This window comes from Dyadobacter ginsengisoli DSM 21015, assembly GCF_059568735.1.
On the sequence record NZ_JCANTY010000005.1, the window covers coordinates 80,046 to 99,319 of the forward strand.

Below are 19,274 nucleotides of genomic sequence, written 5' to 3' on the forward strand. Positions count from 1 at the left end.
GCTGTCCTCATCATATGCGACCTGATTGCAAGCATATTGTACAGAAGCATTTAACTATCCTAAACCCTTTACCCATTATGAGAGTAGGCAGTTTTGCAGCATTCCTGCTGCTGTGTGTTTTGTTCCAGCCGGCCTGGGCCCAGAACAAAAAGTACAGCATCGTGATCAAGGGCGGACACGTGATCGACCCCAAAAATAACATCGATGCCGTAATGGACGTTGCGATTGAAGGCACTCCCGGCGGCGAGGACGGTAAAATCGCGCTCGTGTCCAAAAATATCGACCCCAGCCTCGCAGTACAGGTGGTGGACGCCAAAGGCCTGTACGTAACACCAGGTATCATCGACATCCACGTTCATTTCTTCTGGGGAACTGACCTGAAAGGAACCTACCGGAACGGCCCTAACGGCTTGGCCGCCGATGGCTTCACTTTCCGTTCGGGCGTCACGACGGTCGTAGATGCGGGAAGCTCAGGCTGGAAAACTTTCGAAACTTTCAAAAAGCAGACCATCGACCTCTCCAAAACGCGTGTATTGGCGATGCTGAACATCGTTGGAGAGGGCATGGCCGGCGGCAAATTTGAGAACAGCCTCGATGAAATGGACGCAGCCAAAACCGCGGAAATGGCAAAAAAATATCCCAACGACATTGTGGGTGTGAAACTGGCGCATTACGTAGGCCATGACTGGACCCCTACCGACCGTGCATTGGAAGCGGGTAAATTGGCCAACATCCCCATCATGGTCGACTTCGGCAGTGCAAACCCCGTCCTGCCTCTGGAAGAACTTTACCTTAAAAAATTCAGAAAAGGAGACATCTACACCCATTGCTTTGGCGGAAACAGCAACAACAGCGGACGCGGACGCGAATCAATCGTGGACGTATCCACCAACAAAGTGAAGGCCTACACCATTGAAGCACAGAAAAAAGGCGTGATCTTCGACGTGGGTTTTGGCGGTTCCAGTTTCCTGCTGGCGCAAGGGCAGCCCGCGATTAAACAAGGCTTCTACCCCAATTCCATCAGCACCGATCTCCACACCAGCAGCATGAACAATGCCATGAAAGACATGAACAACATCATGTCGTTATTTCTGGCGATGGGTATGGATTTTAAAAGCGTGATCAAAGCCAGCACGTGGAACCCCGCGCAGGAAATTAAGCGGGAAGAGCTGGGAAACCTTTCAGTAGGTGCTCCGGCCGACATTGCCATTCTGAACCTGCGCGATGGTAATTTCGGATTTTACGCCAGGGACGGCAAGATCACCGGCAAAAAACGCATTGAAACCGAAGCGACAATACGCGCCGGCAGCATCGTATACACCCTCAATGCACGCGTGGAGCCGATCAACCTTCCGCGCCCCGAACGTCCGGGAGGAGGCCAGGGCCAGCCGGGACAAGGTCAGGGACCACGGTAAATGCTTTCAGGTGATTTAGTTTAACAAGAAAGAGTATACTGAGCTGCATATTGCATCTTTAAAAAGACGCATTGCTCTGGGTGACACCCCGGATAATCCCTGTAATCTGAAACGACACGAGTACAAACCCATATTTCCATTTATCAAAATTCCTAAACATCCATGAAACGCAGAGAAATTCTGAAAGAATTGACCATGATACCGCTGGCGGGAGGCGTACTGAGCACATCGGCGGCAATGGCCGAGCGCAGTAAACCCGCGTGGTTTCAAAAAGCCTCCGCAGCCGTTTCCGCACCGGGTCCGCTGAAACCAGGTCCGCAGATCTATCAATCCATCGGCGTCGAGCCGATCATCAACTGCCGGGGAACCTTCACGATCATCGGTGCTTCTATTGAATTGCCGGAAGTCCGTCAGGCCATGGAATATGCGTGCCAGTACAATGTACAAATCGATGAACTGGCATTTGGTGTAGGTCAGCGGCTCTCCGAAATTACCGGTGCCGAATGGGGAATGGTGTCATCGGGCTGTGCGGCGGGTATGAATGAAGTGACGGCCGGTCTCATCGCCGGTGGTAATCCCGAAAAACTGATCCGCATTCCGAACCTCGAAGGTTTTGAAAAAACAGAAGTGATCATCCCCCGCTCATCGCGCAACGTTTACGACCACGCGATCCGTAACGTAGGTGTGAAAATCATTACCGTCGAAACCCCGGAAGAACTTCAGGAAGCCATTACCCCACGCACCGCGATGATCTACATGATGCCCGGCGAAGCACCCTGGACGGTTGCGAATGTGGCCAAAATCGCCAAACCTGCCGGTGTTCCCATTCTGGTGGACGCGGCGGCGGAGCGTCTTACAATCCCTAATATCCACCTTCAGGCCGGCGCGAGCGTTGTCGCGTACAGCGGAGGAAAAGTCATTCGCGGGCCGCAATGTGCCGGCCTCCTGCTGGGCAGCAAAGACGTCCTGATGTCGGCATGGCAGGCTAGCGCACCACATCACGGACCTTGCCGCAACAACAAGGTAGGCCGGGAAGAAATGATCGGTATGCTGGCGGCAGTAGAAGCATGGGCCACGCGCGACCACAAGGCCGAAATGAAAACGTGGGTGTCCTGGCTGGATACGATCGCCAAAAAACTGAACGGTGTTCCGAGTGTGAACCTGGATGTCCGCGAGCCGAAAGAAGGCGCACTCGACAATGCGACCCCAACATTAACCGTCAGTTGGGACCCGACTAAACTCAATATCACGGGACAAGAAGTGGCCGATGAACTGCAGACTACCAAACCGCGCGTGGCGGTGGGAACCGGTTTCCGCAGAGGACCGGCAGCAACGCAATCGGGCCCTCCTACTACTTCCATAACGGTCGCTGCTTACATGATGGGTCCTGGTAATGACAAGATCGTGGCGGAACGCATTCATGAAATTCTCATGCGCAAGCGCAGCGCGCCTAAAGCCGAAGCTGCCATGAAAGCACCAGGTGCGGAAGTTGCCGGCCGTTGGGACGTAAACATCGAGTTTTACACCAGTACCAGCAAACACACTTTCCTGATCGAGCGGCAGGATGGTAATTATCTTTATGGAACGCACAAAGGCGAATTCGCGACACGCGAACTCTTTGGTAACATCGATGGCGACGAAGTGCGGTTCCAGAGCCGCTACAGTGTACCTGGCGACAATGTCGTGATGACTTTTCACGGAAAGCTGTCCGGTGACACTATTACAGGCGAAATCGACATGGTAGAATATGTGAATGCCAAGTTCACGGCCAAACGGGCTACGTTCCCGAACAATCGCCAGCGGATCAACATTCCTGCAGGACGTCCGCTGTCGACCTAGACAGGCGTTCTTGTCGGGGGTATTAAGACCTGGCCGTTCGTTTTCAATACATGTAATTAACATAAAAAGCCTTGGATCGATGCCAGGGCTTTTATGCTAATTACTAAATCTAAAATCTTCGGTTTTCCGTCCTCATGCGTACGACCGGCATTGTGCCCGACACGTGGGTGACACACGGGAACTTACATTCACAGATTCCATTAACGCACGAAATGGCACTTTTGATCCATTTCCGGAATCATTAGTGCCATTTTAAGCATCGACGACTGATTTTCAGCCTATACCGGCTTTGTAATTTTCATTTCCTCCGGGTTCCAGTTCACCAGTGTGCTTTCAAAATAACTTTTATTGGATAGCAATGCCGGCCCGGCCGCTCTCAGGCCGAATGTCGCATCCTCCAAAACAGCTTTGTTATTCCGCATCGCATCGAAGAAGATCGCAAAATGATCGAGGCGGTCGTCGTAGCCCTGCGGTGCTTTGTATTCTTCAAAATCCGGCTCCGACATTTCAGGAACGACCGGATACTTTGCGTTGTACTCGGCCAGGAACTGATCCTGCAATCCCTTTGGAAACGTATCAATGGTATAACCTGGCGCTTTAGCCATTTTCTTTTTCTTCACCGTGACGGTATTACCGGATAAGGTGATCTGCCCATCCGTGCCCACAAAGCGAAAACCCGAGCCCCCACCGGAACCATCCGCAAAATTAACCCGTAATGTCAGGTTGAATGCCGGATGCGTGGCTGTTTTAGGGTAATCATAAATACCCACCATCACGTCGGGCACATCCCGGCCGTCATTCCAGTAGCGCAAGCCACCGCTGGTCATTATACGTGTCGGGCCTTTACTGTCCAGAATGTAATGCATGCCTGAAAACAAATGCACAAAAAGATCACCGGCGACACCCGTACCATAGTCCTGGTAATTTCTCCACCGGAAAAAACGCAGCGGGTCGTAAGCCATTTTGGGGGCCTTGTTTCCTAGGAAACGCTCCCAGTCAACAGTCTCGGTGGAAGCGTCCGGCGGCAATGAATATTGCCAGGCACCCTGGGCCGAATGCCGGTCGTAATACACTTCCACGAAATTGAGCTCTCCGATCGCACCGGCCTTGTAAAGTTCTTTAGCCTTTGCATAGATAATTGAGCTCACCCGTTGGCTACCTACCTGAAACACCTTTTTGGACTCCTGCTGGGCCTTGATGACGTCATAACCCTGTTCGATCTTGTGTACCATAGGTTTTTCGCAGTAAACTGCCTTCCCTGCCTTCAATGCCTCGATGGCGATCTGCGAATGCCAATGGTCGGGCGTAGCCAGAATAATGGCATCGACGTCTTTGCGGTGGAGGATTTCGCGATAATCGCGGGTTGTCTGGATATCGTTACCGAAGAGTTCCTTGGCCCGTACCAAATGGCCGTCATACAGATCGGCCACGGCCATCAGTTTCACACCGGGTACTTTGAGCGCCGTTCGGGTATCGCCCATCCCCATGATCCCCGTGCCAATGCAGGCGATCTGAATGTTGTCGTTAGCGGTGATCTTCCGTTCAAGCCAGGGGATTTCATGGGACGCATGCGTAGGCTTGCGGCCAGCGAGCAATTCATGTACGGGACTGGCGGCCAAAAGCGCACCGCCCGAAAGCTTCTTGATAAAATTCCTTCTCGGGTTGGTATTTTTCGCGGGCATAGGTGATCTCTGTAATTAGTTGGTTTGAAATTGCAGTTTAAAATACAAGAAATCCTCCAAAATCGAAGGAATTTCGATGATTATGGGGATTATGACAAAAAACATTCCGCTACTTGTTGGAGCGTATTATTTAAATATTACTTTTGCATCACAATTGAGCGGCCAGGTGGTGGAATTGGTAGACACGCTACTTTGAGGGGGTAGTGCCCGTTTGGGTATAGGAGTTCGACTCTCCTTCTGGTCACCGTTTAATAGTGCGTTTGGTAACAACCAGCGCACTTTTTTTGTATCCGGACCCCTCCTTTTGCCAGCCCGCAACTACCATCCCGTCCTATCCAAGCCGCCCGTGAGAAACTTCCTTGCCCGACGTAAGGAGCTATCTCCGACAAATTGCGTTGCCGCCAGGCACACTTGTCCTGATCTGACATGTACAACATAAAGTAACCATCCCCGGATGACGGCATAAGGCTTCAAGAGTTTTCTGAAATACAACAATACCTCGATTCTGTTGCATTATACACATTGTAACGCTATATTTACAAGCACTTGAATAACCCCCGATAAAACGTTAATATCTTGAATTATCCCCTCTGCAAGAAAGTTTTCTTCCTGCTCGGTATGGCTGCGGTGTCTGGTCTTGCTGAAACCCTCGGTCAGTGCCTGGAAAAGATCAGCCCTTCCACCCATGAAAAAGTACACTACCACAAAGTTCCGCTCGTGGGAAAGAAAGAATATCTCACATTTTCCAAAACCGGCGACGAACGCATTTTCAGCTATCACAACGACGAATTCCCCCTTGTATATCACGTGCTGATGTTCACGGAAATACGTTTTTTCTCCAACAGAGGGGCCTTCTCCCTGTACACTACCACGGCGGATCGCAGCAACTGGCAACGGGATTTCGTACTCTCCAGCCCCCTGACACCGAAAGATCTCGAAAAAATGAAGGACATCATCAAGATCCAGGTGTTGCTTACCGATGAGACGCGCGTGTTCAAACTCGATAAAAAGAAAAACGAAGTGCTGAACAAAGCCATCGCCTGCATGCGCTAGCTCAGACGTAGAAGAGCTCTTTATTCAACAAGGCTATGATTTTATTGAAATCATCGGGATTGGATGCGAAATCCATATTGTTCACGTCGATTTCCAGGATTTTGCCATCCTCGTAATTTTGGCTGAAATCTTCGTAATAACGGTTAAGACTGGCAAGATAGTCGGTCGAAATATCCGCTTCGAATTCCCTGCCGCGCTTTTTGATCTGCGACACCAGCTTGGGAATATCCGCTTTGAGATAGATCAGTAAATCAGGTTGCGAAACGGTACGAATAATGGATTCGAACAGCAAAAGGTAAGTCTGGTAGTCACGCTCGACCAGGACGCCCGATTCATACAGGTTCCGGGCGAAGATGTAGGCGTCTTCATAAATAGTGCGGTCCTGGACGATCGTCGAATAGGTAGTTTCTTTGATCTTTTGCACCTGGGCAAAGCGGTTGTTCAGAAAATACACCTGCAAATTGAACGCCCACCGGTCCATATCCTGATAAAAATCAGCCAGGTAAGGGTTTCCTTCCACCGCCTCGTACATCACTTCCCATTTGAAATAGTCTCCCAGCATTTGGGTCAGCGTGGTCTTGCCCGCGCCGATGTTACCGATGATAGCAATGTGCATAAAGAATCAGGATGAGATGAGCAGATCATGAGTGCTTACAAAAATATGTATTTCAGTGAATACTCAACATCCGCAAAACTGATTTTCCGCATTTTCTTAAAACTGTCGCATTTCGTATATTTGCGGCTGATTTGGAGAAAAGAAACTGCGCGAAACCTTCTGCCTTTCTCCACGGATTCATTAAAAGTTAATGCAATGAAGCCTTACAGGGTTATCTTATATTACTATTATACACTTATCGCTGATCCTGACACCTATCGGGACGAGCACCACATGTTCTGCGTCAACCACAATCTGCTGGGGAGGATCATCGTGGCGCCCGAGGGCCTCAACGGAACTGTTTCAGGAACGCCGGAAGACTGCGAGGCCTATATGGAGTATGTACGGTCAGATAAGCGGTTTGCGGGTGTCCAGTTCAAAGTGGAGGAGCACGATCAGATTGCATTCCAAAAACTGCATGTCCGCGTGAAAGATGAAATCGTCAATTCCGATCTTCCTGTGAACCCGCTTGTGCGCACAGGCAAGCACCTCGAACCGGCCGATTTTAAAAAACTTCTCAACGACCCGGATGTTGTGCTGGTAGACATGCGCTCGGACTACGAACACGAAGTCGGGAAGTTCAAGGGGGCGATCACGTTCGACATGCATAACCTGCGCGAGCTACCCGACCACGTGCACGAGATCGCGCACCTGAAAGACAAGAAGGTCGTTACCTATTGCACGGGCGGGATCAAATGCGAAAAAGCGAGTGCCTACCTGCTCGATCAGGGTTTCACGGATGTTTACCAGCTGCATGGCGGGATTATTCGCTATGGACTGGAAGAGGGCGGGGAGAATTTTGACGGTAAGTGTTACGTGTTCGACAACCGTATTACCGTGGATGTTAATAGCGTTAATCCGACCGTCATATCCAAGTGTCACATCTGCAAAGAACCCAGCGACCGCATGGTGAACTGCGCTAATGCGGAATGCAACAACCACTTGCCGATCTGTGAGAAATGTGGAGAAGATATGGAAGGAGCCTGCTCCGCCGAATGCAAAGCACATCCGGCGAAACGCCACTATGACGGTACGGGATATTACGTAGTGCAAAGCAACCACTACAACCCCATGCAGGGACTGAAAAGCCAGAAACGAAATATCAGGAAAATGAAGCTCGCATTGAAGACTGAATCGGCCTAGCCGGTTCAGTCCAATGTCTTTTCAAGGATGTAGTCGTTCATCCAGTAGGGGCCAATGGGAATATCTTCCTCACCCACTATCCGGAAGCCCATTTTTTCATAGAATGTCCTAGCCTTGTTATAGCGGTTGACGTTCAACGACAACACTGTTCCGCCCGCCGATCTCACGTAATCTTCTGTTTCACGCAAAAGATATTTGCCTGCTCCGGTCCCCTGCGTGCTGGGAAGGACATATATTTTATGTAATTTGAATTTTCCGGGCTTTTCTTCATGGACGGATGAAAAACCCTCGGGATTGTTACCGTTCAGGAGGATTATAAAATGGTGACCGGATTCTATCTGATGTTTAAGTGAAGCGGGAGAATATATTTTTTCAAACATATAATCGATCTGTTCCTGGCTAAGGATGTCACGGTAAGTAGGTTCCCATGTTTTTTCCTGAATTGTAATAATAGTTGGAATGTCCTCTGCCGAGGCATGCATTGTTGCGAATGAAGGCATATTGCTTAAATTTGGCAGCTTGAAAAGCGCAAGTAAATATTTATTCACCTAAAAACCATGTTACTTCATCGGCGCATATCCAGCAGGATAGCGCAAAGGCACCCGATAAGTAGAAATATATGAAACCCCTCATTTTAGTTACTAATGATGACGGCATAACGTCAAAAGGAATCCGAACATTGGTAGAAATCATGCAGACGCTGGGAGAAGTGATTGTTGTCGCTCCAAACAGTCCGCAGTCCGGAATGGGACACGCAATCACGATCGGCGAGCCTTTACGACTTTATTCCACCCATATTTTTGAAGACGTAACAGAGTACGAATGCTCGGGCACCCCGGCCGACTGTGTGAAACTGGCCAAGAACTATGTTTTGCAGGACCGCAAGCCTGATCTGGTGGTCAGCGGAATCAACCACGGCAGCAACAGCTCTATCAGCGTGTTGTATTCGGGAACGATGTCGGCCGCGATCGAAGCAGCGATCGAAGGAATCCCCGCGATCGGGTTTTCCCTGTGCGATTTCCGGGAGGACGCCGATTTCAGCCATGCCGTTCCGTTTATCAAATCGATTACCGAAGAAGCTTTAAAGAATGGCGTACCCAATGGCGTTGCATTGAATGTCAATATCCCTGCAAAAACCGAACTCCCGCTGAGAGGTGTTAAAATTTGCAGGCAGGCACGTGCCAAATGGCAGGAAAAATTTGATTACCGGGTAGATCCGAACGGACGCGGATACCTGTGGATGGCCGGAGAATTTGTCAATTTCGACACAGAGAAAGAAGATACCGATGTCTGGGCACTGGATAACAACTTCATCTCGGTGGTGCCATGTCAATATGATCTGACAGAGTATGAAGCGTTGAAAAAGCTATCGACCTGGGATTTGTAATTTAACATCAGCTATGGCATTAGTAGGCAGTTTATTAAAGAAAGGCATCCATTTCAGCAACATCGTTGCCAACCGCCGCAAGGCAAGTTTGCACCAGCAACAGAAAAAGACCCTGGCCAAACTCCTGGCTAAGGCAAGATATACCGAGTTCGGCGAGAAGTACAACTTTGACGAATTGCTTTCCACCATCCTGTTTGGTGAAAAAGGTGCATTCTACGACCTGTACAAGCGTACGCTCCCCGTTTACGACTACAACAGGATCTTCAACGAATGGTGGCATAAGTCGCTGGAAGGTGAAAAGGATATCTGCTGGCCGGGTCAGATCAAATATTATGCACTGAGCTCGGGGACTTCTGAGGCCGCTTCCAAGCAGATTCCTGTCACGAAGGCCATGACGAAGGCTATCCAGAAAACCAGTATCCGGCAAATCCTCTCGTTGGGGCATTACAAGGATCTCCCACCGGATTTGTACGAAAAGGGCTTTCTGATGTTGAGCGGCAGCACCAACCTGAATCCACATGATAATGGGAGCCTCGAAGGTGATTTGAGCGGTATTCAAATTCAGCAGATCCCGAGGTGGTTCCGCCCCTACTACAAACCCGGTCAGAAAATCGCCGCGCAACGCGACTGGGGCCTGAAGCTGGAAGAGATTACCCGCGTCGCCAGTGAATGGGACATCGGGTTTATCGTAGGCGTACCGGCCTGGATACAGCTTTTAATGGAGAAGATCATTGCACATTACAAGGTAAATAACATTCACGATATCTGGCCGAATTTACAGGTTTTCGCCCATGGCGGGGTCTCTTTTGAACCGTATCGTAAAGGCTTCGAAAAACTGCTTGGCAAGCCGCTGATCTATATTAATACATACCTGGCGTCCGAAGGCTTTATCGCCTATCAGACACGCCCCGGCGCGGAAGGTATGGAGCTGGTGTGCGACAATGGTATTTTTTTTGAATTCATTCCATTTACGCCCAAAAACTTCGATTCCGAAGGTACGATGCTACCCGACGCCGAAACGCTGATGATCGATCAGGTGGAAGAAGGCAAGGAATATGCCCTGCTGCTTTCGACATGCGCGGGAGCCTGGCGCTACCTGATCGGTGACACGGTGAAGTTTGTAGATAAGTCGCGGGGCGAAATCGTCATTACGGGACGAACGAAACATTACCTGAGTCTTTGCGGCGAGCACCTTTCGGTCGACAATATGAACAAGGCCATTGACCTGGTTTCGCGGGAAATGGGGATTTCGGTCAAGGAATTTACAGTTTGCGGAATCGAGTATGGCAGCCTGTTCGCACATCACTGGTACGTGGGTGTGGAGGAAACCAATGTGGACGCAGATATGCTCAAGAAAAAACTGGATGCAAAGCTTGCCGAACTGAACGACGACTACGCCGTAGAACGCAGGCATGCATTGAAGGAGGTCTTCGTGACTGTTCTTCCTAACCAGGCATTCTACGACTGGATGGAATCGAAAGGAAAGCTCGGCGGCCAGAACAAATTCCCGCGCGTTTTCAAGAAAGACCTGATCAGCGACTGGCAAAACTTCCTGAAAGCGGAAGGCTACGTGAGAGAATAATCCTACTTCAAAAAATTGGAATAAGCAATCTGACAGGCGATGAGAATAAAAACCACGCCTGTCACTTTGTTGAACACCGTCACGACGCGGGGTGTGAAGACCCTTTTCAGGCGATGTGCAAAGACTGCGATCGCACCTTCCACCAGAAACACGGCGATCACACTGGCCGTAAAGAACAACAGCACCTGATTGAGGTTATAATGGAGGTTGGTCCTGATGTATGACGCGATGGTTACCCAACTGATGAAATTGACCGGATTCAATCCATTGAGCAGGAAGCCAGTGGTGAAGTAATACAGCAAATTCCCGAACCGGGTCTGCGGGTAAGCGATCTTGGGCTGGCCTTTGATGAGGTTACTCAATCCCAATGCGATCAGAAAAACGACGCCTGCACCGGCCATCCATTTCTGGAAATTGGGAATATCCGGCAACAATGCCGTACCAAAAATCGCGAAGAAAACGAAGATGATATCGCATACAAAAACGCCGAATGCGATTTTGATACCGGTCCGGTAGCCATTATCGACGCTATTCTGGACCAGTGAAAAAAAGACGGTCCCGAAGGTGAGGCACAAAGCGACACCCGTGAGCGTCCCATACAGTAGCGCTTGAAACATATCAGATACCTTTCAGTCTGGCAGTCATTAAGATGGCGCTTACTGAAAGCGAATCGGTAATTTCTGAGCGCATTACCATTTCTACGGCTTCTTTCAAAGGCAACTTCCATACCTGCAAGTCCTCGGTATCCTCAGGCTCCGCCTGATCCTGGATGAGCTCTTCGGCAATGTAAAGAAAACCCTCCTCATTGGTTGCCGAATTGGAGGTATGAATGCGGGCCAGTTTAGTCCATTTATTGGCGATGAGGCCCGTCTCTTCTTTCAATTCGCGTTTGGCAGCTTCGAGCGGATCGGTCCCCAGCAGGCCTCCCCCCTCGGGGATTTCCCACGAGTACTCTTCTATCGCATACCGGAATTGCCCTACCAGGTAAATGTTGTCCTCGCTGTCCACCGGGATGACGCCGATCGCCTGATTTTTGAATTTGACCAGACCGTAAATGCCTTTGTTACCCGACGGGTTAATTACGTCACGGTGACTGAGTTCCAGCCAGGCATTCTCATAGACGGTTTCAGACGAAAGTGTTTTCCAATTATTTTCAGTGGATATAACCCGCATTTTCTTAGTATTTTTGACTCCTCATTGACAAATCTCAAATGCAAATAAACCAAAATAAGCTTAAACAACGTCTCATCATGCTGTCTTTTGTAGCCAGCATTCTGCTGACGGGATTGAAGTTTTTTGCATTCTATCTTACGTCTTCCAATGCCATTCTGAGTGATGCGCTGGAATCGATTATCAATGTAATCGCCAGTGGATTTGCCTTTTACAGTGTCTACCTTTCCTCTCAGCCCAAAGACCGCAACCATCCCTACGGGCATGGGAAAGTGGAGTTTTTCTCGGCAGGTTTCGAAGGAGCGTTGATTATCATCGCATCGCTTTTCATTGTGATAGAAGCTGTAAAACGAATAATGGACCCGGCCCCGATCCAGAACCTCGCGGAAGGCTCGGGCTTTATCCTCTTTACTATTTTTGTGAATACCGCTATCGGGTATAAGTTGCTCACGGAAGGCCGGCGGGCCAATTCACTGGCGCTGGTAGCCGATGGAAAGCATTTAATGTCCGACAGCATCAGCAGCGTGGTGCTTTTGCTGAGTGTCGGACTGATTATGCTGACGGGTTACACCTTGATCGATAGCTTTGCCTCCCTGCTTTTCGGGCTCTTCCTGGCATACAGCGGCTCGCAGCTCGTGAGCAAGTCGGTAGCCGGGTTAATGGATGCCAGCGATGAACTGCTGCTGGAAAAAGTGATCCAGACATTAAATGAGAATAAAAAAGATGAATGGATTGACGTGCATAACCTGCGCGCCCAGCAGTACGGTTCCGATCTCCATATCGACTGCCACCTGACGCTACCTTATTATTGGGAGTTGCAAAAAGTCCACGAAACCATTCATGATTTCGAGAATATCCTCAAAGACTCTCAACCAGGCGAAACGGAAATTTTCGTGCACGCGGATCCATGCGTATACCAATGTTGCTACTTTTGCAGGATTGACAACTGTCCGGTCCGCCAGCACGCATTCGTGCAGGACATTGAATGGGACGCAGCGAAACTCGTCAAAAACGAGAAGCTGTACCGCGAAGCCAGAATCAATATTCAGGAATAAACATAAATCTAAATTCTAACCAATCATGGACTTTTCCCGTCGCGATTTTCTTAAACAAGCCGGAGCCGCTGCATTCGCTGCCACTGCATTTACAGATTTGTTCGCTGAACCAGCTGCCAAAAAACTCTGGTTTGACATCTCACTGGCTGAATGGTCATTGCACAAAGCCCTTTTCGCGAAAAAACTTACCAACCTCGATTTCCCTGAACTGGCGAAAAAAGAATTCGGCATCTCCATTGTAGAGTACGTTAACCAGTTTTTCAAAGACAAAGCAGAAGATAAAACTTACCTGGCCGAGCTTCTGAAAAGAGCCAAGGACAATGGTGTAAGCAATCACCTGATTATGATCGACGGTGAAGGTGGCCTCGGCGAATTGGATGCCGCGGTTCGCAACAAAGCGGTTGAAAATCACTACAAATGGGTGGAAGCCGCCAAATACCTGGGCTGCAAAACGATCCGCGTGAATGCATTCGGCAAAGGTTCGGATGAGGAAATCGCCAAAGCTGCGGTGGACGGCCTGGGTAAACTGGGCGAATTTGCTGCCAAAACCGGCATCAACGTGATCGTCGAAAACCATGGCGGCTCTTCTTCTAACGGTAAATGGTTGTCGGGCGTGATGAAGCAGGTCAATATGAAAAACGTAGGTACTTTGCCGGATTTCGGTAATTTCTGCATCAAGCGCTCCGCTGATGGCTGTGCGGAATCATACGATCGTTACCAGGGTACGCAGGAACTGATGCCTTTTGCAAAAGGCGTGAGCGCGAAAACTTACGACTTTGATGAAAAAGGAAACTGTGTGGAAACAGATTACACCAAAATCCTGAAAATCGTTAAAGCGACCGGATTTAAAGGCATTGCGGGTATCGAATATGAAGGAAGCAAACTTTCGGAATATGACGGTATCAAGGCTACCAAGGCGTTATTGGAACGTGTAGGACCGACGGTATAGTGAGTTTATGAATTCAAAGTCAATGAGTTAAATTATTGACATAAAAAAAATGGCTGATCGGTTTGGTCAGCCATTTGTATTTATCTGGGCCTAAATGGTTACTGTCATCCTGAGCGGACGGGGCCGCCCGCTCAGGATGACAGTAACGTCCCTACATTCCGAGGTAGCTCAGAAACTCCTTCTTGGTCATCTCTTCTTCGAACTTCCCACCATAATAGGCTGTAACGGTAGAGCTTCCCGAGTCGCGTATCCCTCGTGACTGTACGCACATGTGCTGCGCGTCGATCACCACGGCTACGTCCTCAGTTTGTAACGCTTCCTTCAATTCATTGGCGATCTGAACGGTGAGCCGCTCCTGTACCTGCGGGCGTTTGGCGTAATACTCCACAATCCGGTTCAGTTTCGACAGGCCGATCACCTTGCCGCTTGAAATATAGGCGACATGCGCCTTGCCGTAGATCGGAACAAAGTGATGCTCGCAGTTTGAAAACACCGTAATGTCCTTTTCAACCAGCATTTGGTTGTATTTATATTTATTGTCAAACAGCGCAATCGCAGGTTTGTTCTTGGGATCCAGACCACTGAAAACCTCCTTAATGTACATTTTTGCAACGCGCTTCGGAGTACCTTTCAGGCTGTCGTCCGTCATATCAAGGCCCATTATCTCCATAATATGTCGGAAATGCTTCTCGATGAGCTCCATTTTAAGCTCGTCCTCCATCGCGAACGCGTCCTTGCGGAGGGGAGTCTCTATTCCCGAAAACAAATGATCGTCACCTACCTCCTCGATGTCCAAAGCTTCACTGGACTGGATATTCGACAAAATTCCGTTCTGTTTCATACAATCTGATTTTCAGGTCAAGACCTGCTTCTATTTTGGGTCTTATAATTGAATAAATAACGATCACGATGTTCTCCGCGGTCGGATTAAGGGTTTTGAATTCTTCAACGTCGAGATTCAGGTTCCGGTGGTCAAACCGGTCAATAACGGATTCCTTCAATATGGCGCTCAACACTTTCATGTCCATCACGTAGCCGGTGTCGGGGTCTACGGGACCCGTTACCTGTACGATCAGCTCATAATTGTGTCCATGAAAGTTGGGATTATTACACTTTCCGAAAACCTCCTCGTTTTTTTCCTCCGACCATTCCGGATTGTGAAGACGATGGGCCGCATTAAAGTGCTCCTTCCGGAACACCGCCACCTTTTGCACCATATTTAAACCACTTAAAAATTTACATTAACCCTGGATGTCGTTACAAAGTCTGTGTCCAACACATCCAAGGGTTCCGAGCATGCTGTGAGTCGCTCTCAGAAGTCTCTTGCTTTGGGTAAACGCTGTAAGCTAGTAAATTGTTCAATTCGTTCCTATTTCATTATGTCCGGACAGTCGCCGCTCGTGAATTTTTAGTTAATAAAAAAATTTAAAAATCTCGTTATTGCTTGTAAATTGCGCCCCTGGATCAGTGAAGACCAAATAATCTTTTACTATTACTACCTGAACCTTTCAACAGATTCTGATATGAATAGACGTGATTTTCTGCAAAAAACCGCTTTGGCTGGCCCCGTAGCGGGGATTATTCCTTCATTGTACACTAAAAAGGAGAAACCGGCAGGAAATGTTCGTTTGGGGTTTATTGGTGTAGGGCTTCGCGGCCGTAATCACGTGGAGCAGGCCCTGTTCCGCCCGGATGTAGAGCTCAATGCAATCTGCGACATTGATCAGAATGCGATCAACATCACACTCGACAAGATCAAAAAGGCTGGTAAAAAGGCGCCCGCCGTGTATTCCAAAGGAAGCGAAGATTTCATGAACCTCGTTAAACGCGATGACCTGGATGGCGTGCTCATCGCGACGCCCTGGGAATGGCATGTGCCGATGGCTATCGCTTCGATGAATGCCGGAAAATACACCGCGGTGGAAGTTTCAGCCACCGTGACACTTCAGGAATCCTGGGATCTTGTCAATACTTTTGAAAAGACCGGCTCGCATTGCATGATCCTGGAAAATGTCTGCTACCGCCGCGACGTCATGGCCATCCTTAAAATGATCCGTGCGGGGATGTTTGGTGAAATGACCTACGCGCATTGCGGTTACCAGCACGATCTGCGCGGCATTAAGCTAAATAGCGGCCAGAGCAATGAAGGACACGGCGTCGAATTCGGTGCGAAAGGCTATTCGGAAGCGAAATGGCGCACGCAACATTCGGTCCACCGCAACGGCGATATTTATCCTACCCATGGCCTGGGTCCGGTAGCGCACTGGCTGGATATCAACCGGGGGAACTGCTTTACCTACCTGACCTCAACCAGTACCAAATCAAGAGGACTGCATAAATACATCGTCGATCACGGCGGCAAGGACCACCCCAATGCGAAAGTCAATTTCAAGCTGGGCGACATTGTTACTACTGTTATTCAGTGCCACAACGGCGAGAACATTGTTATTGTGCACGATACCAACTCGCCACGCCCCTACTCACTTGGTTTCCGCGCGCAGGGCACGGAAGGCATCTGGATGAACGACGGGCACAGCATTTATTTGGAAGGTGTATCCCCGAAAGAGCACATTGGCGAACCCGACAAGCCCTACCTCGATAAAAATGACCATCCGCTCTGGGCAAAATATGCCAAAGAAGCCGAAAACGCCGGCCATGGAGGGATCGACTACTTTGTACTGAGAGGCTTTGTAGAGGCCATCAAACGCAAAACCGCTCCGCCGATCGACGTATATGACACCGCCGTATGGAGCGCTATCAGTCCATTATCGGAGCTTTCCATCGCCCGCGGCAGTTCTCCCGTCGAAATTCCTGATTTTACGAGAGGAAAATGGAGAACTAATCAGCGGATCTTTGGCCTGAATGAAGAATATTGAGTATTATAGCAAAACCTGACCTTAACCAAACAAATAACCCGACAACCTAATCCAATACGACTTAAATGAGCAAAAAGAACAGTTACCTGGGCCCCCTCTTCATTATCGGCATTCTATTCTTTGTGATGGGTTTCGTCACATGGGTTAACGGAACACTGATCACTTTCTTTAAAAAAGCATTCTCGCTGGATAATACCAGTTCCTACCTCGTCACTTTCGCTTTCTTCATCTCCTACACCGTCATGGCGATCCCCTGCTCGATGGTTTTGAAGAAGACCGGTTTTAAAAACGGTATGTCGCTGGCCCTTGGTGTAATGGCAGTGGGCACGCTGATATTCATTCCTGCTGCTGAGATGGCTTCCTATCCTTTGTTCCTGGTAGGTTTGTTCACGATCGGTATCGGACTTACTGTCTTGCAAACCGCTTCCAACCCCTATGCCACGATTCTCGGCCCACGCGAAAGCGCTGCACAGCGGATCAGTATTATGGGTATTGCCAATAAATCGGCCGGTATTTTCAGCCAGATCATCTTTGGTAAACTCCTACTCGCGGGCGCATCCACAGGCGATCCTAAGTCGGAACTCGACAAGGTGGCGATGCCTTACCTGGTGCTGACAGCCGTGTTGGTGGTGCTTGCACTGGTGATCAGAATGTCGAAAGGATTGGTAGAAGTGAGCGAAGAGGAAGATGATGCACCGGTGTTGGGGCAACCGGTAGCGGCACAGAAAACAAGTGTATTGCAATTTCCGAACCTCGTACTTGGTGTTATCGCATTGTTCTGCTACGTGGGTGCTGAGGTTATCGCCGGCGATACGATCATCAGCTACGGCGTTTCACTGGGCTTTCCGGAAGAGGAGGCGCGTTTGTTCGGGACTTACACATTATATGGTATGATGACCGGCTATCTGCTCGGTATCGTACTGATCCCTAAATATGTATCGCAACAGGCCTATTTGAAATTTTCGGCCATTCTAGGTCTGATCGTGACAGTGATCGCCATCAATTCCACGGGTTTCACCTCGGTAATCTGCATTGCGATTCTTGGCTTTGCCAACGCGGTGATCTGGCCTGCATTGTGGCCACTGGCTTTGAGCGGTTTGGGTAAATTCACAAAAATCGCTTCTGCATTGCTTGTAATGGGTATTTCCGGCGGCGCCGTGCTACCTTTGGTGTACGGAGGCATTGCCGACTCCATCGGCAGTACGCAGAAAGCCTACTGGATTTTGGTCCCACTCTATATTTATATGCTGTATTTCGGCTTTGCAGGCCACAAAAAGAAAAGCTGGTAGTTCAATGAAGATTTCAACTCCCGGCCGCATTTGCCTTTTCGGGGAACACCAGGATTACCTGGGGCTCCCCGTGATCGCAGCGGCCATATCGCGAAGAATTAGTGTAGACGGTGGTTATCGCGATGACAATAAAATAGTACTGCACCTGCCCGATCTGGGTTCGAAAGAAGAGTTTTCACTGGACACAACTTTCCCGTACGTCAAGCAACGCGATTATTTCCGCAGCACGATCAATGTAGTCAAAAGAAAGGGCCTGACATTCTCGAAGGGCTTTGAATGCACGATCCACGGCAATATCCCGATCAATTCCGGCACGTCCAGCTCCTCGGCCCTGATCGTTTCCTGGGCACATTTTCTGGATAAGCTTAGCGACAACCCGCTGAATTTCTCAAAAAAGGAACTCGGAGAGATCGCCAACGCGGCCGAAGTATTGGAATTCGGAGAGCCGGGTGGAATGATGGACAACTATTCGACCGCCATTGGCAATGTCATTTACCTGGAATCGACGCCGGTCATCAAAGTGGAGGCACTTACGCCGAAGCTCGGTACGTTCGTACTGGGCGACTCGCTGGAACCGAAGGATACATTAGGTATTCTGGCCCGCTGCCGTTATGGAATGGAGGAAGTAATCAAAATCGTGACTGATTACGACCCATCCTTCTCCATTTTCACCACACCAGCCGAAAAACTGGGCGATTACAAATCACTGTTATCCGAAGACCAGTTAAGCCTGCTGAATGCGAATATCGAAGACCGTGATATTCTCGTGGAAGGAAAAGCATTGCTGATCGAAAGTTCCGAAAACCACACAGGCCAGGATTTCGACAAACACTTCGGCAGCCTGCTTTACAAACATTACCAGAACCTGCGTGACCACAAACGCACCTCAACGCCGAAGATCGAACGCATGATGAATGCCGCATTGAACGCAGGCGCATTAGGGGGAAAGATCAACGGCTCAGGCGGCGGCGGCTGCATGTTTGCGTACGCACCCACGCATGCGGAAGAAGTAGCAGCAGCCATTGCGCGTGAAGGAGGCAAAAGTTATATCATTACAGTGGACGAAGGCACCCGGATGGAAGGATAATCTTCCATCCGGGGCGCTTTGCCACCTTATTTCCCGATCAGCACGCGTTTCGTCTGCACCGTCCCATCTTCGAAAGCTGCCTTGAAGAATAT

The 19,274-nt window shown here is 49.4% G+C and carries 18 protein-coding genes and 1 tRNA gene; 12 read left to right on the forward strand and 7 right to left on the reverse strand.

The genetic code is table 11. The features are described from left to right. The first annotated feature begins 77 nt into the window (after window positions 1-77). Window positions 78-1,415 carry an amidohydrolase/deacetylase family metallohydrolase gene (locus tag BP71_RS18850; RefSeq protein ID WP_496382005.1) on the forward strand — a complete coding sequence of 446 codons (1,338 nt, stop codon included), beginning with the start codon at window positions 78-80 and terminating at the stop codon, window positions 1,413-1,415. A 162-nt stretch (window positions 1,416-1,577) separates the two neighbouring features. Beyond that, window positions 1,578-3,254 (forward strand): selenocysteine synthase, encoded by a 1,677-nt coding sequence (locus tag BP71_RS18855; protein WP_496382007.1) that lies wholly within the window; start codon window positions 1,578-1,580, stop codon window positions 3,252-3,254. A 278-nt stretch (window positions 3,255-3,532) separates the two neighbouring features. On the opposite strand, the gene BP71_RS18860 is transcribed toward BP71_RS18855, so the two are convergent. Next, window positions 3,533-4,936, reverse strand: a complete 1,404-nt coding sequence (locus tag BP71_RS18860; protein ID WP_496382008.1) for a Gfo/Idh/MocA family protein — start codon at window positions 4,934-4,936, stop codon at window positions 3,533-3,535. Between the two features lie 160 nt (window positions 4,937-5,096). Between BP71_RS18860 and BP71_RS18865 the strand changes: the two genes are divergently transcribed. Both BP71_RS18865 and BP71_RS18870 read left to right on the forward strand, forming a co-directional pair. After that, window positions 5,097-5,180: transfer RNA gene (locus tag BP71_RS18865), tRNA-Leu, on the forward strand. 332 nt (window positions 5,181-5,512) lie between these two features. After that, complete coding sequence (locus BP71_RS18870; protein WP_496382010.1) at window positions 5,513-5,989, forward strand: hypothetical protein; 477 nt, start codon at window positions 5,513-5,515, stop codon at window positions 5,987-5,989. Window position 5,990: 1 nt separating this feature from the next. On the opposite strand, the gene BP71_RS18875 is transcribed toward BP71_RS18870, so the two are convergent. Then, the gene (locus BP71_RS18875) at window positions 5,991-6,605 is read right to left on the reverse strand and encodes a deoxynucleoside kinase (RefSeq protein ID WP_496382012.1); all 615 of its coding nucleotides are present in this window, start codon (window positions 6,603-6,605) and stop codon (window positions 5,991-5,993) included. A gap of 195 nt (window positions 6,606-6,800) precedes the next feature. Here BP71_RS18875 and trhO point away from each other — a divergent pair, with 195 nt between their 5' ends. Further along, window positions 6,801-7,787: an oxygen-dependent tRNA uridine(34) hydroxylase TrhO gene (trhO, locus tag BP71_RS18880; RefSeq protein ID WP_496382014.1), complete on the forward strand. Its 987-nt coding sequence runs from the start codon at window positions 6,801-6,803 to the stop codon at window positions 7,785-7,787. A 5-nt stretch (window positions 7,788-7,792) separates the two neighbouring features. Here trhO and BP71_RS18885 read toward each other — a convergent pair whose 3' ends face one another. Continuing rightward, complete coding sequence (locus BP71_RS18885; protein ID WP_496382016.1) at window positions 7,793-8,287, reverse strand: GNAT family N-acetyltransferase; 495 nt, start codon at window positions 8,285-8,287, stop codon at window positions 7,793-7,795. Between the two features lie 119 nt (window positions 8,288-8,406). On the opposite strand from BP71_RS18885, the gene surE reads away from it, so the two are divergent. Beyond that, a complete protein-coding gene (surE, locus tag BP71_RS18890; protein WP_496382017.1) occupies window positions 8,407-9,174 on the forward strand; it encodes a 5'/3'-nucleotidase SurE in 768 nt (255 codons plus the stop codon). 13 nt (window positions 9,175-9,187) lie between these two features. Continuing rightward, complete coding sequence (locus BP71_RS18895) at window positions 9,188-10,756, forward strand: GH3 family acyl-acid amido synthetase (protein ID WP_496382019.1); 1,569 nt, start codon at window positions 9,188-9,190, stop codon at window positions 10,754-10,756. 2 nt (window positions 10,757-10,758) lie between these two features. Here the strand turns inward: BP71_RS18895 and BP71_RS18900 are convergent, their stop codons facing one another. Further along, window positions 10,759-11,373 carry a LysE family translocator gene (locus BP71_RS18900; RefSeq protein ID WP_496382021.1) on the reverse strand — a complete coding sequence of 205 codons (615 nt, stop codon included), beginning with the start codon at window positions 11,371-11,373 and terminating at the stop codon, window positions 10,759-10,761. A 1-nt stretch (window position 11,374) separates the two neighbouring features. Next, window positions 11,375-11,929 carry an NUDIX domain-containing protein gene (locus BP71_RS18905; protein ID WP_496382023.1) on the reverse strand — a complete coding sequence of 185 codons (555 nt, stop codon included), beginning with the start codon at window positions 11,927-11,929 and terminating at the stop codon, window positions 11,375-11,377. 38 nt (window positions 11,930-11,967) lie between these two features. Between BP71_RS18905 and BP71_RS18910 the strand changes: the two genes are divergently transcribed. Together BP71_RS18910 and BP71_RS18915 are read left to right on the forward strand one after the other, a co-directional pair. Next, window positions 11,968-12,981: a cation diffusion facilitator family transporter gene (locus tag BP71_RS18910; RefSeq protein ID WP_496382025.1), complete on the forward strand. Its 1,014-nt coding sequence runs from the start codon at window positions 11,968-11,970 to the stop codon at window positions 12,979-12,981. Between the two features lie 25 nt (window positions 12,982-13,006). After that, window positions 13,007-13,930 carry a sugar phosphate isomerase/epimerase family protein gene (locus tag BP71_RS18915; protein WP_496382027.1) on the forward strand — a complete coding sequence of 308 codons (924 nt, stop codon included), beginning with the start codon at window positions 13,007-13,009 and terminating at the stop codon, window positions 13,928-13,930. A gap of 151 nt (window positions 13,931-14,081) precedes the next feature. On the opposite strand, the gene folE is transcribed toward BP71_RS18915, so the two are convergent. Both folE and BP71_RS18925 read right to left on the reverse strand, forming a co-directional pair. Then, complete coding sequence (gene folE, locus BP71_RS18920; protein ID WP_496382029.1) at window positions 14,082-14,771, reverse strand: GTP cyclohydrolase I FolE; 690 nt, start codon at window positions 14,769-14,771, stop codon at window positions 14,082-14,084. Beyond that, window positions 14,731-15,147, reverse strand: coding sequence for a 6-pyruvoyl trahydropterin synthase family protein (locus tag BP71_RS18925; protein ID WP_496382031.1), 417 nt, complete (start codon window positions 15,145-15,147; stop codon window positions 14,731-14,733). The genes folE and BP71_RS18925 overlap by 41 nt, the downstream gene beginning before the upstream one ends. 306 nt (window positions 15,148-15,453) lie before the next feature. Between BP71_RS18925 and BP71_RS18930 the strand changes: the two genes are divergently transcribed. The 3 genes from BP71_RS18930 to BP71_RS18940 all read left to right on the forward strand — a co-directional run bounded on the left by BP71_RS18930 (window position 15,454) and on the right by BP71_RS18940 (window position 19,182). Beyond that, entirely contained in the window at window positions 15,454-16,806 is a 1,353-nt protein-coding gene (locus tag BP71_RS18930) for a Gfo/Idh/MocA family protein (RefSeq protein ID WP_496382033.1), read from the forward strand. A gap of 65 nt (window positions 16,807-16,871) precedes the next feature. Beyond that, window positions 16,872-18,095: a sugar MFS transporter gene (locus BP71_RS18935; RefSeq protein WP_496382035.1), complete on the forward strand. Its 1,224-nt coding sequence runs from the start codon at window positions 16,872-16,874 to the stop codon at window positions 18,093-18,095. A 4-nt stretch (window positions 18,096-18,099) separates the two neighbouring features. Next, window positions 18,100-19,182 carry a GHMP family kinase ATP-binding protein gene (locus BP71_RS18940; protein WP_496382037.1) on the forward strand — a complete coding sequence of 361 codons (1,083 nt, stop codon included), beginning with the start codon at window positions 18,100-18,102 and terminating at the stop codon, window positions 19,180-19,182. Window positions 19,183-19,274: the final 92 nt, after the last annotated feature.